This is a genomic window from Cereibacter changlensis JA139, from assembly GCF_003034985.1.
GTDB lineage: Bacteria > Pseudomonadota > Alphaproteobacteria > Rhodobacterales > Rhodobacteraceae > Cereibacter > Cereibacter changlensis.
In genome coordinates, this window is the sequence record NZ_PZKG01000042.1 from 1 (window position 1) to 12,558 (window position 12,558).

Consider the following 12,558-nt stretch of genomic DNA (forward strand, 5'->3'; position numbering starts at 1 on the left):
TGCTGACCTGCGCCCTGTCGGATGCGCTGCTGATCGCGGCGGGGGTGGCGGGCTTCGGGGTTTTGTCCGAACTCGCGCCCTGGCTCGGCCGGGCGATGCTCTGGGGCGGGGCGGCTTTCCTCTTCGTCTATGGCGCGCTGCGCTTCCGGGCGGCTTTGCGTGGCGGCGAGGCGCTGGCGCCGGCGGCGGGCGGCGCGGCGCCGCTGGGCCGGGTGATCGGCGCACTGCTGGTGCTGACCTGGGCCAACCCGCATGTCTATCTCGACACGGTGGTGCTTCTGGGCTCGATCTCGGCGCAATACGACCCGCACCGGCTGGCCTTCGGGATCGGCGCGGTCTGCGCCTCGCTGGCGTTCTTCTCGGCGCTGGGCTTCGGCGCACGGCTGCTGGCCCCGGTCTTTGCCCGCCCGCGGGCCTGGGTGGTGCTGGAGGTGCTGGTCGGCTGCACCATGTGGGCGTTGGCGGCGGGGCTGATCCTCGGCGGCTGAGGCCAGAAGAGGCTTGAACCCGGCGCCGCGATCGGCTTCAGATGCCGGCATGATGCAGACTGCCGCCCCCTCCCGGAGCCGGACGCTGGAGGGCGTGGGCTGGATGCTCGCCTCGGGGCTGAGCTTCGTCGGCGTCACCGGGGTGGTGCGCCATCTCGGCACCGACCTGCCCGCCGCGCAATCGGCCTTCCTGCGCTTCGCCCTCGGGCTGATCTTCGTGCTGCCGGCGCTGCGGTCGCTGCTGCGCGACGGCCTGCCCATGGGGGCGCTGCGGCTCTTCGCCTGGCGCGGGGCCTTCCATACCGTGGCGGTGATCTTCTGGTTCTACGCCATGGCGCGGATCCCGGTCGCCGAGGTGACGGCCATCGGCTATCTGAACCCGGTGCTGGTGACGCTGGGCGCGGCGCTGTTCTTCGGCGAGCGGCTGGCCTGGCGGCGGATGCTGGCCATCGCGGTGGCGCTTATCGGCACGGCGATCGTGCTGCGCCCGGGGCTGCGCGACCTCGGGGCCGGGCATCTGTCGCAGCTGGCGGCGGCGACCTTCTTCGCCGGCAGCTATCTCATGGTGAAGCGGCTGAGCGGCATCGCCGGGGCCGGGACCATCGTGGCGATGATGTCGCTCTGCGTGACGCTGGGGCTTCTGCCCTTCGCGCTCTGGGTCTGGGAGCCGGTGACGCTGGCCCAGATCGGCTGGCTGGCGCTGGTCGCGGCCTGCGCCACCTCGGGGCATTACTGCATGACGCGGGCCTTCCGGGCAGCGCCGCTGGCGGTGACGCAGCCTGTCACCTTCCTGCAACTGATCTGGGCCACGCTGCTGGGCGCGCTGGTCTTCGGCGAGGGGGTGGATGTGTTCGTTCTGCTGGGCGGCGCGGTGATCATCGGGGCGATCAGCTACATCACCTGGCGGGAGTCGCGGCTGAAACCGCAGGTTGTGCCCGCCGCCATAGATTAAACCGCAGGGCTGGTTTGACAGCAAGCCGCAGTGCAGCATAGACAGTCGGAAACACCATGGGGATGGCGACAGCATGAAGATTGCGATGATTGGCACGGGCTATGTCGGCCTTGTGTCGGGCGTGTGTTTCTCCGATTTCGGTCACGAGGTCATCTGCGTCGACAAGGATCCGGCGAAGATCGAGAAGCTGACCAACGGGCAGGTGCCGATCTTCGAGCCGGGGCTGGAAGCGCTGATGGTGAAGAACGTCGCCGCCGGGCGGCTGAGCTTCACGCTGGATCTGGCGGCGGCGGTCGACGGGGCGGATGCGGTGTTCATCGCGGTGGGCACGCCGACGCGGCGCGGCGACGGCCATGCCGACCTGACCTATGTGATGGCGGCGGCGGCGGAGATCGGCCGGGCGCTGACCGGCTATGCCGTGGTGGTTACGAAATCCACCGTGCCGATCGGCACCAACCGCAAGGTGCAGGCCGTGGTGGCCGAGGCCAATCCGGCGGCGGAATTCGACGTGGCCTCCAACCCCGAATTCCTGCGCGAGGGCGCCGCCATCGACGACTTCATGCGGCCCGACCGCGTGGTGGTGGGCGTGGAATCCGAGCGCGCCAAGAAGGTGATGGCCGACATCTACCGCCCGCTGTTCCTGCGCGACTTCCCGGTGGTCTATACCGGGCTCGAGAGCGCCGAGATGATCAAATACGCGGCGAACGCCTTCCTCGCCACCAAGATCACCTTCATCAACGAGATTGCGGCGCTGTCCGAGCGGGTCGGGGCCGACATCAAGGCGGTGTCGAAGGGCATCGGGCTCGACGGGCGGATCGGCAACAAGTTCCTGCATGCCGGGCCGGGCTATGGCGGGTCGTGCTTCCCCAAGGACACCAAGGCGCTGGCCCGGATGGGGCAGGAGCATGCGGTGCCGATGCAGATCACCGAGACCGTCATCAAGGTGAACGACGAGATCAAGCGGCGGATGATCGACAAGATCACCGACCTCTGCGACGGCTCGGTCAATGACAAGACCGTGGCGGTGCTGGGCGTGACCTTCAAGCCGAACACCGACGACATGCGCGACGCACCCTCGCTGACCATCGTGCCGGCGCTGGTCGGCATGGGCGCAAAGGTGCGGGTGGTGGACCCGGAGGGGCTGCGCGAGGGCAAGGCGCTGCTGCCGGGCGTCACCTGGATGGACGATGCCTATGCCGCGACCGAGGGCGCCTCGGTCATGGTGATCCTGACCGAGTGGAACGAGTTCCGCGCGCTGGATCTGGAGCGGATCGCCGGCGGCATGATCTCGCCGAAGATGGCCGACCTGCGCAACATCTACTCGGAAAAAGAGGCGACAGAGGCCGGCTTCGACGGCTATGTCGGCGTCGGGCGCTGAGGCCCTGACGGAACGGGAGCGCTCGATGGCGGATCATGTGCTGGTGACGGGCGGGGCGGGCTATATCGGCTCTCATGCCTGCAAGGTGCTGAAGGCGGCGGGTTTCGTGCCCGTGGCCTTCGACAATCTCTCGACCGGCTGGTCGGAGGCGGTGCGTTACGGCCCGCTGGCGCAGGGCGACCTGATGGATCGCGCCAGCATCGACGCGGCCTTCGCGCAATACAAGCCCGTGGCGGTGATGCATTTCGCGGCGCTGTCGCTGGTCGGCGTGTCGATGAAGGACCCGGGCACCTATTGGCGGGTGAACGTCAACGGGTCGTTGAACCTGATCGAGGCGACGGTGGCGGCGGGTTGCCGCAACTTCGTCTTCTCCTCGACCTGCGCCACCTATGGCGATCAGGACGGCGTGATCCTCGACGAGGACACGCCGCAGCGCCCGATCAATGCCTATGGCGCCTCGAAACGCGCCATCGAGGAAATGCTGGCCAATTTCGGCGCGGCCTATGACCTGAACCACGTGATCTTCCGCTATTTCAACGTGGCGGGCGCCGACCCGGACGGCGAGATCGGCGAGCAGCACGAGCCCGAGACGCATCTCATTCCGCTGATGCTGGAAGCGATCGAGGGCAAGCGCCCGGCGCTGACGGTATTCGGCACCGATTACGACACGCCGGACGGCACCTGCATCCGCGACTATGTGCATGTGATGGATCTGGCCGAGGCGCATGTGCTGGGGCTGAAGCATCTTCTGGCCGGCAAGGGCAACGGGGTCTATTGCCTCGGCACCGGCAAGGGCTTCTCGGTGCGCGAGGTGATCGAGCAGTCGCGCGTCGTCACCAACCGCGAGGTGCCCGTCGTCATGGGCGACCGGCGGGCGGGCGATGCGGTCGCGCTGGTCTCCGGTTCGGCCCGGGCGGTGCGCGAACTGGGATGGCAGCCGACACGCTCGACCCTGCCCACGATGATCACCGACGCCTGGCGCTGGTCGCAGGCGCATCCTTTCAAGGAGTAGACGATGCCCGATGCCATAACCGAGCGGCTTGCGCTGGCCGAAGCCGTGGTCGGCGAGGCCGCGGCGCTGGCGCTCGACTTCTTCCGGAACCGCGACACGCTGGTGATCGAGGACAAGGCAAGCCCGCAGGACATCGTCAGCCGCGCCGACCGGGAGGTCGAGGAGCTGATCCGGGCGCGGATCTCGGCGGTCTATCCCGAAGACGGCTTTCTCGGCGAGGAGGGCGGGACGCAAGGCGGAACCTCGGGCTTCACCTGGGTGATCGACCCGATCGACGGCACGACGCCTTTCCTGAACGGCCTGCCGCATTGGTGCGTGGTGCTGGCGCTGGTCGAGGACGGCGAGACCGTCGCCGGGGTGATCGAGCAGCCGCTGATGCAGGAGCGCTTCACCGCGCGGGCCGGGCAGGGGGCCTTCCTCAACGGGGTGCGGCTGAAGCCGCGGCCCGAGATGGTGGTGGCCAATTCGGTGATCGCCATCGGCGCGAGCCACCGCACCCCGCCCGACCATTGCGCCGCGGTGATCCGCGAGCTGATGACGGCGGGCGGGCTGTTCTACCGCAATGGGTCAGGCGCGATCATGCTGGCCTCGGTCGCGGCGGGGCGGCTCGGCGGCTATTACGAGCCGCATATGAACGCCTGGGACTGTCTGGCGGCGCTGCTGATGATCCGCGAGGCGGGCGGGCGCGTCGCCCCCTTCCCCGGCGACGGATCGGGTGGCATGGTGATCGCCGCGCAGCCTGAGGTCTGGGACGGGTTGCAGGCCGTTCTGGCCGCCGCGGGCTGAGGGGGACGCGATGTCGATGATCTCACGCCGGATGGCGCTGGCCGGGCTGCTGCTGCTGGCGGCCTGCGGCGCCGCCGAAAAGCCGCAGCGCGGTCCGCAGCAGGCCGGCTCGCCCGAGGTGATGCGGCTGATCACGGATTATGCGCGGCATTACCAGATGCCGGAGGAGCTGGTGCACCGCATGGTGCGGCGCGAAAGCGGCTACAACCCCGGCGCGCGCAACGGGCCCTATTACGGGCTGTTGCAGATCCATCCGCAGACGGCGCGGACCATGGGCTTCCGCGGCGAGCCCGCGGAGCTGCTGGATGCCGAGACCAACCTGAAATACGCCGGGAAATACCTGCGCGGCGCCTATCTGGTGGCCCGCGGCGACCATGACCGGGCCGAGATGTGGTATGCCAAGGGCTACTATTACGAGGCCAAGCGGATGGGGCTTCTGGACGCGACCGGGCTGCGCTGAACCCGGCGGATTCCGTCACAGAGTGAAATGTCTTGTGTGTCGCAGCGCCCCGGCCGCGGTTGCGCCTGACGGCGGGTCATCCTAGGATTCGGCATGATCACCCAGAAGATGAAATATGCCCTGAAGGCGCTGATGGCGCTTGCCGACGAGAAGGCTGGCCAAGGCCGGGCGCTCAGGATCGAGGATATCGCCCAGCGGTCCGAGACGCCGAAGCGCTTTCTGGAGCATATCCTGCTGGAGATCCGCAACGCCGGCTACATCGCCAGCATCCGCGGCCGCAACGGCGGTTACGTGCTGATCAAGGAGCCGTCGTCGATCCCGCTCAGCGAGCTGCTCCGGATGATCGACGGGCCGATCGCGCCCTTGCCCTGTCTCTCGCGCCGGGCCTACCAGCGCTGCGAGGATTGCACCGACGAGACCGCCTGCCGGATCCGCAAGCTTTTCGCCGAAGTGTTCTGGTCCTACCTGCTGCTGATCGAATCGCTGACGCTGGCCGACCTCGCCGGGTCGCCCGCCGCGGCGGAGCAGATCCTGGCGATGCCGACCAGCGCCGCCTGAGCGGCGCCGTTTTTCATTCCGCTCAGCCCTGCGGCATCAGGAAGATCTCGCGCAGGCTGGCGGTGGGGCCGGCCGAGAGGGCGAAGAGCGCGGCGCGGGCCACGTCGTCAGGCTGGATCTTGTCGGGCTTCGGCTGGTCGAAGAAGGCGGTGTTCACCATGCCCGGGGCGATGACGGTGCAGCGCCCGCCCCATTCGTGCATCTCGGCGGCAAGGTTCTCGGCGAAGCCATGCACGAACCACTTGCTCGCGCCATAGACCGAGCCCTTGATCTCGCGCCGTCCCGCGGCGGAGCCGGTGAGCAGCATGTGGCCCTTCGAACTGCGCAGATGCGGCAGGGCGGCATGGGCGGTGTAGAGCACGCCCATCACGTTCACGTCGATCATCCGCCGCCATTCCTCCGGCGCGCCCTTCTCGACGCCGGGGTGGTCCAGTCCCATGCCGGCATTGGCATAGGCGGCGTCCACCGCGCCGAAGCGGTCGGCGAGGGTGGCGAGGGCCTTGGTCAGGTCTTCGGTGCGGCTCACGTCGCCGGGAAGGGGCAGGGCGGTTTCGCCCAACTCGGCGGCCAGCGCCTGCAGCTTGTCGGCGCGGCGGGCGAAGAGGCCGACGTTCCAGCCTTGGGCGACGGCGGCGCGGGCGGTGGCCTCGCCGATGCCGCTGGAAGCGCCGGTGATGAACAGGGTCTTTGCGGTCATGGGGTTTCCTTTCCGGGATCTGCCTCTCCAACGCGCGAGGCCGGCGATTGGTTCTGCCGGACCCCCGCGCAACGGCGGTTTCCCGGCGTCCGGCCTTGACTTGGGCGGCCCGCTTTCTGAATATCGCCGCACCCGGCTGCCGGGGGGCGGCCATTACCGGCGTCGACGATCTAGTTTACTGCTTTCCTGACGGCCGACCCTCTCGCGGGGGCGTATTCTTTGGAGAAATTGATGACGTTGAAAGTTCTTTTCACCGGCGCCGACGGCTATGTCGGCGCCCTGCTCGGGCCCTACCTGCTGCAGCAGGGCATGGAGGCCGTCGGGCTCGACACCGGCTTCTACCGCAAGGGCTGGCTCTACCCGACCTCGGCGCCGCGTCCGGCGGTGCTGACCAAGGACATCCGTTCGGTCACGGCGGAGGATCTGCAGGGCTTCGACGCCATCGCCCATCTGGCGGAACTGTCGAACGACCCGCTCGGCCAGCAGAGCCCGGGGCTGACGCATGAGATCAACCACGGCGGCTCGGTGCATCTGGCCAACATGGCGCGCAAGGCGGGCATCAAGCGCTTCGTCTACATGTCGTCCTGTTCGGTCTATGGCGTGGGCCAGCCCGACCAGATCCTCGACGAGGCGAGCCCGGTGAACCCGCAGACCGCCTATGCCGAATGCAAGGTGAAGGTCGAGGAAGACCTGACCAAGATGGCGGGCGACGATTTCGAGCCCTGTTTCCTGCGCAACGCCACCGCCTATGGCGCGAGCCCGCGCCAGCGGTTCGACATCGTGCTGAACGATCTCTGCGGTCTGGCCTGGACCACGGGCAAGATCACCCTCCTGTCCGACGGCTCGCCCTGGCGTCCGCTGGTGCATGCGCTGGACATGTGTCAGGCGGTGCATCTGTCGCTGACCGCCCCTGCCGACGCGATCCGCGGCCAGCGCTACAACGTCGGCTCCAACGACCAGAACTACCGCGTGCTGGAGATCGCCCAGATCGTCGCGCGCAGCTTCCCGGGCTGCGAGCTGGAAGTGGGCCAGCCCTCGGCCGACAACCGCTCCTACCGGGTGAATTTCGACAAGATCGGCAAGGTTCTCCCCGCTTTCAAATGCCAGTGGACCGCCGAGAAGGGCGCGCAGCAGATGCGGCAGGTCTTCGAGCGGATCGACATGACGGCGGAGGAATTCACCTCCGACAGCTTCACCCGGCTGAAGATGCTGAACCGGCTGCGCAAGACCGGGCTCCTGGACGAGAAGCTGTTCTGGACCAACCCGCAGGTCGAGGCGATGGCATGATCATCGTCGACACGGCGCTGGCCAAGCGCGAGGCGGCAGGCCGTCCGATCCGGGTGGCGATGGTGGGCGCGGGCTTCATGGGGATCGGCATCGCGCTGCAGATCGCCAAATCGGTGCCGGGCATGGTGCTGGTCGGCATCGCCGCGCGGCGGGCCGAACAGGGCGTCGCCGCCTTCGAGAAGAGCCGCGAGGGCGAGACGGTGCGCACCGCCGCCACCGTGGCCGAGGTCGAGGCCGCGATGGCCGAGGGCGTGCCGGTGGTGACCGAAGACCCGGCGGTGCTGGCCGAGGCGCGGGGCTATGACGCGCTGGTGGAGGTGACTGGCTCGATGGATTACGCGCTGTCGGCGGTGGAAATGGCGATTGCCACCAAGCGGCATGTGATCCTGATGAATGCCGAACTTGACGGCACCGTGGGCCCGCTTCTGAAGAAGAAGGCCGATGCGGCGGGGGTGATCTACACCAATTGCGACGGCGACCAGCCCGGGGTGCAGATGAACCTCTGGCGCTTCGTCAAGGGCATCGGGGTCAAGCCGGTGCTCTGCGGCAACATCAAGGCGCTGCAGGACGAATACCGCACACCCGAGACCCAGCGCGGCTTTGCCGAAAAATGGGGCCAGAAGGCCGAGATGGTGACCTCCTTCGCCGATGGCACCAAGATCTCCTACGAGCAGGCAATCGTCGCCAACGGCACCGGCATGCGGGTGGCCAAGCGCGGGATGATCGGGATCGACCCGACCAACAAGAACCCGACGCTGCCGCTGCGCCCGCTCGAGGACTATGTGGCGATGTTCGCGCCGCATCTCGACCCCGAGGGGCCGGGGATTGTCGATTACATCGTCGGCGCGCGGCCCGGGCCGGGGGTCTTCGTGATCGGCACCCATGACGATCCGGTGCAGAAGCATTACCTCAACCTCTACAAGCTGGGGGAGGGGCCGTATTACCTGTTCTACACGCCCTATCACCTGTGCCATTTCGAGGTGCCGATGACCGTCGCCCGCGCGGTGCTGTTCGACGACGCGGCGCTGGCGCCGATCGACGGGCCGCTGGTCGGCGTGGTGGCGGTGGCCAAGCGCGACCTGACGGCGGGCGAGACGCTCGATGGGATCGGCGGCTTCATGGCCTACGGACAGGCGGACAATTCCGAGGTGATCGCCAAGGAGCGGCTGCTGCCGATGGGTCTGGCCGAGGGCTGCGTGCTGACGCGCGACGTGGCCAAGGACGAGGTGCTGACCTTCGCCGATGTGCGCATCCCGGAAGGCCGCCGCATCGACGCGCTCTATGCCGAGATGGAGCAGGTGTTCGGGCTGGTGTGAGGGGCGGTTCCTGTGCAGACGAGAGGCCGGTCCCGTGGGCCGGCTTTTTGGTTTGGGCAGTGGATTGCAGCCGCGGGAACGCCGGTTGAGCGTGCAATAGCTATGCAATTTCAGATCGCACCGGATAAAGGTATCTCGCGAACCCAATGGAGAAGATCTGTTCGAATGGACAAGCAGCGTTTCTTAGAAGAGCTCGATTTCATTTCCGAAAAATGTGCTGGCATGGCACAAGAATATGGCGTCTTACGTGGCGCTATGAATTCGCTGGAAGGCTTGAAAGAAAAGTGCCCACGAGAAGCCTCTCTAAAGCATCCGGTTGTTCAGTTTTTCAACGAAACGAAAAATCTAAGAATTTCGAGGCTTGTTGGTGTTGTCTGGGCTTTGTCTGAGCGGGCAAACGACGACCGACGAAGGTCTAGTTCTTTGTCTAGCAGTAATCCGAAAGCATCGGCAGCGCAGCGGGATCGTCTCAAGCACTCCGGAGACATGACCCTCATGCGTCTGCGCGATATGTATCGCAGGGCGACGGAGGTACATCCAGATATTTTGCTGGAAAACACCAAGATACGGCACGCCGGCGCAACTCCCGCAGAGGTGAGGCAGTTGGCCTACGACTCTTACAAGCGGCTGTCAGATATCTGCGATCGTATCGACTACCATTTATCAGATGATGATGCTTGGCAAAAAATCGAGCACTTCAGGAACACCTTCTTTCATTCTCTGAAGTTTCCAAAGATCGCCATCGATAATGGGTGGACGGATAAAGAGCCAGATTACAGCTACAACGAGCTTTATACTTTCGGAGATCGGGCTGCACAGATAGCGGTGGATTTTATTCGAGCGTGGACCACATCGGATATCTATTCGGGGCTTGAAGAGATTGCCGATCTTACCAAGGAAGATTATGATGAATTTTGGATAGATTTCTTTAAGAATCCATTCTTTTATGAGGATTGACTAGATACTTCGTGGATCGCTCGCTCCTCAGTCTCCACGAAGGGCAGCTACGTCCCATGGGCGGTCGTTGCCGGTCAGAAGCGTGCGTAATGGTCACCTGCACCCTCAGTTGCAAATGGCCGGCCCCACGGGACCAGCCTCTTGCTTTGGTGGGCCCGCCTCAGCCGGCAGCATAATCTGGCCAGGCCGCGTCCTTCTCCGAGATCACCGTGACCTCCACCGGCCAGTCGATGCCGAAGGCCGGGTCGTTCCAGCGCACGCCGCCTTCGGTGCCCGGGGCATAGGCGGTCGAGACGAGGTAGGAGACCGCCGCGCCATCCTCCAGCGTCAGGTAGCCATGGGCGAAGCCCTCGGGGATGTAGAGCTGGCGGTGGTCGCCCGCGGCCAGGGTGAAGCCCTCCCACTTCATGTAGGTGGAGGAGTCCTTGCGCAGGTCGATGATCACGTCATGGATGCTGCCCCGGATGCAGGTCACCACCTTCACCTCGGCATGGGGGGCGTGCTGGTAATGCATGCCGCGCAGCGTGCCCTTCAGGTGGTTGAAGGAGTTGTTGTGCTGGACGAAGCGGGTCTTCAGCCCGGCATCGGCCATCTCGGTCTCGCAGAAGCTGCGGGCGAAATAGCCGCGCTCGTCGGTGCGGGGCTCTTCCTCGATGAGGAAGGCATCTTGCAGGGTGGTGGGAATGAAACGCATGAGAACCTCGGTTGGTGAAAAAGCGCCCCGGCAGAGCGGGAGGGCGGGGCAATCGGTCCCCGTCGCGCCGAAGGTGGCCGGAATCGGCGGCCCGGGCAACCGCAAAGCGGCGCCGTGCGGCGGCGGGCAGCGGCACAAAAGGCTTAATCTGCGGTGCGAAACCGGATAGGCAGGGGGGCGGGCCCCCGGCCTGTTCCCATCCCTTGCACAGAGGCGCCGCCATGGACCAGTCAACCTCCCTTTCCCCGCTCACCGGTGGAGAAGCCATCGTGCGCCAGCTGGTCACCGAAGGCGTGACGGATGTGTTCTGCGTGCCCGGCGAAAGCTATCTCGCCGTGCTCGACGCGCTGCATGACGCGGAGGTCAAGGTGACGATCTGCCGGCAAGAGGGCGGGGCGGCGATGATGGCCGAGGCGCATGGCAAGCTGACGGGCAAGCCCGGCGTCTGTTTCGTCACCCGCGGCCCGGGGGCGACCAATGCCGCCGCCGGGGTGCATGTGGCGATGCAGGATTCGACGCCGATGATCCTGTTCGTCGGCCAGATCGAGACCGGGATGCGCGAGCGCGAGGCGTTTCAGGAGGTGGATTACCGCGCGGTCTTCGGCTCGATGGCGAAATGGGTGACCGAGATCGACGACGCCGACCGGGTGCCGGAGCTGGTGGCGCGGGCCTTCCATGTGGCGACCTCGGGCCGTCCGGGGCCGGTGGTGATCGCGCTGCCGGAGGACATGCTGGTGGCGATGACGGGGGCGGAGGCCGTGCCGCCGATGCGGCCCGCCGATGCGGCGCCGAGCGCCGGGGCGCTGGCCGAGCTCGCCGCGCTTCTGGATGCCGCCGAGCGTCCGCTGATCGTGGCGGGCGGCAGCGGCTGGGATGCCGAGGCGGTGACGCAACTCGCGGGCTTTGCCGAGGCATTCTCCTGCCCGGTCACGGTGTCGTTCCGGCGGCAGGGGCTGTTTCCCTGCGACCATCCGAATTTCGCCGGCGATCTGAGCGTCGGCGCCAATCCGAAGCTGGTGGACTATGCCAAGGCGAGCGATCTGGTGCTGCTTCTGGGCGGGCGGCTGTCGGAGATGCCGAGCCAGTCCTACAGCCTGCTGGACATTCCCAGCCCGTCGCAAAAGTTCATCCACGTCCATCCGGGGGCCGAGGAGATCGGCCGGGTCTATCGCCCGGATCTGGCCTTCAACATGACCCCGCGCGCCTTCCTTGCCGGGGTGGGCGCGCTGAAGGGCAGCCGCGACCGCAAGGGGCTTCTGGCCGAGGGTCATGCGATCTATCACAGCTGGAGCGACACGCCGACCGAGGTGCCGGGCAGCTTCAACCTCGGCGAGGTGATGGTGGCGCTGCGCAACGAGCTGCCGCGCGATGCGGTGGTGACCAATGGCGCGGGCAATTACGCGATCTGGCTGCACCGCTACTACCGTTACCGCCAGTTCGGCGCCCAGCTCGCGCCGACCTCCGGCTCGATGGGCTACGGTGTGCCCGCGGCGGTGGCGGCGAAGCGGGTGATGCCGCAGAAGACGGTGGTGGCCTTCGCGGGCGACGGCTGTTTCCTGATGACCGGGCAGGAGTTCGCAACGGCGGTGCAATACGATCTGCCGGTGATCGTCGTCGTGGTCGACAACGGCATGTATGGCACGATCCGCATGCATCAGGAGCGGGAATACCCGGGCCGGGTGATCGGCACCGAGCTGAAGAACCCCGATTTCGCCGCCTATGCCCGGGCTTTCGGCGGTCATGGCGAGCGGGTGGAGACCACGGCCGAGTTCATGCCCGCCTTCCGCCGCGCGCAGGACAGCGGCAAGCCCGCGATCCTGCATTGCGTGACCGATCCCGAGGCGCTGACCCCGGCCCGCTCGCTGAGCCAGATCCGCGCCGCCTCGCAGGCCGCCGGGCGCTGAGCCGCCGCCCCGCCACCGCCTCCGCGGCCCCGACGGGCCGGGGAGCGCCGATCCACGCCTCCCAACTGG

At 66.7% G+C, this 12,558-nt stretch carries 13 protein-coding genes; 11 read left to right on the forward strand and 2 right to left on the reverse strand.

Annotation, left to right across the window (positions count from 1 at the left end):
• The 7 genes from C5F48_RS10990 to C5F48_RS11020 all read left to right on the forward strand — a co-directional run.
• Positions 1-488: LysE/ArgO family amino acid transporter (locus tag C5F48_RS10990; RefSeq protein WP_107663959.1), on the forward strand; the 488-nt coding region annotated here is incomplete at its 5' end.
• A gap of 49 nt (positions 489-537) precedes the next feature.
• Positions 538-1,440 carry a DMT family transporter gene (locus tag C5F48_RS10995; protein WP_245941412.1) on the forward strand — a complete coding sequence of 301 codons (903 nt, stop codon included), beginning with the start codon at positions 538-540 and terminating at the stop codon, positions 1,438-1,440.
• A 73-nt stretch (positions 1,441-1,513) separates the two neighbouring features.
• The gene (locus C5F48_RS11000; protein WP_107663960.1) at positions 1,514-2,818 is read left to right on the forward strand and encodes a UDP-glucose dehydrogenase family protein; all 1,305 of its coding nucleotides are present in this window, start codon (positions 1,514-1,516) and stop codon (positions 2,816-2,818) included.
• A gap of 25 nt (positions 2,819-2,843) precedes the next feature.
• Positions 2,844-3,830 (forward strand): UDP-glucose 4-epimerase GalE, encoded by a 987-nt coding sequence (gene galE, locus C5F48_RS11005; RefSeq protein ID WP_107663987.1) that lies wholly within the window; start codon positions 2,844-2,846, stop codon positions 3,828-3,830.
• Between the two features lie 3 nt (positions 3,831-3,833).
• Positions 3,834-4,616, forward strand: coding sequence for an inositol monophosphatase family protein (locus tag C5F48_RS11010; RefSeq protein WP_107663961.1), 783 nt, complete (start codon positions 3,834-3,836; stop codon positions 4,614-4,616).
• Positions 4,617-4,626: 10 nt separating this feature from the next.
• Entirely contained in the window at positions 4,627-5,076 is a 450-nt protein-coding gene (locus tag C5F48_RS11015; RefSeq protein WP_107663962.1) for a lytic transglycosylase domain-containing protein, read from the forward strand.
• A 93-nt stretch (positions 5,077-5,169) separates the two neighbouring features.
• Positions 5,170-5,634, forward strand: a complete 465-nt coding sequence (locus C5F48_RS11020) for an RrF2 family transcriptional regulator (protein WP_107663963.1) — start codon at positions 5,170-5,172, stop codon at positions 5,632-5,634.
• A gap of 22 nt (positions 5,635-5,656) precedes the next feature.
• Here the strand turns inward: C5F48_RS11020 and C5F48_RS11025 are convergent, their stop codons facing one another.
• Complete coding sequence (locus C5F48_RS11025; protein WP_107663964.1) at positions 5,657-6,331, reverse strand: SDR family oxidoreductase; 675 nt, start codon at positions 6,329-6,331, stop codon at positions 5,657-5,659.
• A gap of 231 nt (positions 6,332-6,562) precedes the next feature.
• On the opposite strand from C5F48_RS11025, the gene C5F48_RS11030 reads away from it, so the two are divergent.
• The 3 genes from C5F48_RS11030 (at position 6,563) to C5F48_RS24800 (ending at position 9,891) form a co-directional block, all read left to right on the forward strand.
• The gene (locus tag C5F48_RS11030) at positions 6,563-7,618 is read left to right on the forward strand and encodes an NAD-dependent epimerase/dehydratase family protein (protein ID WP_107663965.1); all 1,056 of its coding nucleotides are present in this window, start codon (positions 6,563-6,565) and stop codon (positions 7,616-7,618) included.
• Entirely contained in the window at positions 7,615-8,934 is a 1,320-nt protein-coding gene (locus C5F48_RS11035) for an NAD(P)H-dependent oxidoreductase (protein ID WP_107663966.1), read from the forward strand. The genes C5F48_RS11030 and C5F48_RS11035 overlap by 4 nt, the downstream gene beginning before the upstream one ends.
• A 165-nt stretch (positions 8,935-9,099) precedes the next feature.
• On the forward strand, positions 9,100-9,891 hold the full coding sequence (locus C5F48_RS24800) for a hypothetical protein (RefSeq protein WP_146170582.1): 792 nt from the start codon (positions 9,100-9,102) through the stop codon (positions 9,889-9,891).
• Positions 9,892-10,051: 160 nt separating this feature from the next.
• On the opposite strand, the gene rfbC is transcribed toward C5F48_RS24800, so the two are convergent.
• Positions 10,052-10,585 (reverse strand): dTDP-4-dehydrorhamnose 3,5-epimerase, encoded by a 534-nt coding sequence (rfbC, locus tag C5F48_RS11045; protein WP_107663968.1) that lies wholly within the window; start codon positions 10,583-10,585, stop codon positions 10,052-10,054.
• A gap of 221 nt (positions 10,586-10,806) precedes the next feature.
• Between rfbC and C5F48_RS11050 the strand changes: the two genes are divergently transcribed.
• A complete protein-coding gene (locus C5F48_RS11050; protein ID WP_107663969.1) occupies positions 10,807-12,489 on the forward strand; it encodes a thiamine pyrophosphate-binding protein in 1,683 nt (560 codons plus the stop codon).
• Positions 12,490-12,558: the final 69 nt, after the last annotated feature.

Coding starts and splice junctions, on each gene's coding strand:
- C5F48_RS10995 (WP_245941412.1), top strand. CDS start 538: ATGATGCAGACTGCCGCCCCCTCCCGGAGCCGGACGCTGGAGGGCGTG.
- C5F48_RS11000 (WP_107663960.1), top strand. CDS start 1,514: ATGAAGATTGCGATGATTGGCACGGGCTATGTCGGCCTTGTGTCGGGC.
- galE (WP_107663987.1), top strand. CDS start 2,844: ATGGCGGATCATGTGCTGGTGACGGGCGGGGCGGGCTATATCGGCTCT.
- C5F48_RS11010 (WP_107663961.1), top strand. CDS start 3,834: ATGCCCGATGCCATAACCGAGCGGCTTGCGCTGGCCGAAGCCGTGGTC.
- C5F48_RS11015 (WP_107663962.1), top strand. CDS start 4,627: ATGTCGATGATCTCACGCCGGATGGCGCTGGCCGGGCTGCTGCTGCTG.
- C5F48_RS11020 (WP_107663963.1), top strand. CDS start 5,170: ATGATCACCCAGAAGATGAAATATGCCCTGAAGGCGCTGATGGCGCTT.
- C5F48_RS11025 (WP_107663964.1), bottom strand. CDS start 6,331: ATGACCGCAAAGACCCTGTTCATCACCGGCGCTTCCAGCGGCATCGGC.
- C5F48_RS11030 (WP_107663965.1), top strand. CDS start 6,563: ATGACGTTGAAAGTTCTTTTCACCGGCGCCGACGGCTATGTCGGCGCC.
- C5F48_RS11035 (WP_107663966.1), top strand. CDS start 7,615: ATGATCATCGTCGACACGGCGCTGGCCAAGCGCGAGGCGGCAGGCCGT.
- C5F48_RS24800 (WP_146170582.1), top strand. CDS start 9,100: ATGGACAAGCAGCGTTTCTTAGAAGAGCTCGATTTCATTTCCGAAAAA.
- rfbC (WP_107663968.1), bottom strand. CDS start 10,585: ATGCGTTTCATTCCCACCACCCTGCAAGATGCCTTCCTCATCGAGGAA.
- C5F48_RS11050 (WP_107663969.1), top strand. CDS start 10,807: ATGGACCAGTCAACCTCCCTTTCCCCGCTCACCGGTGGAGAAGCCATC.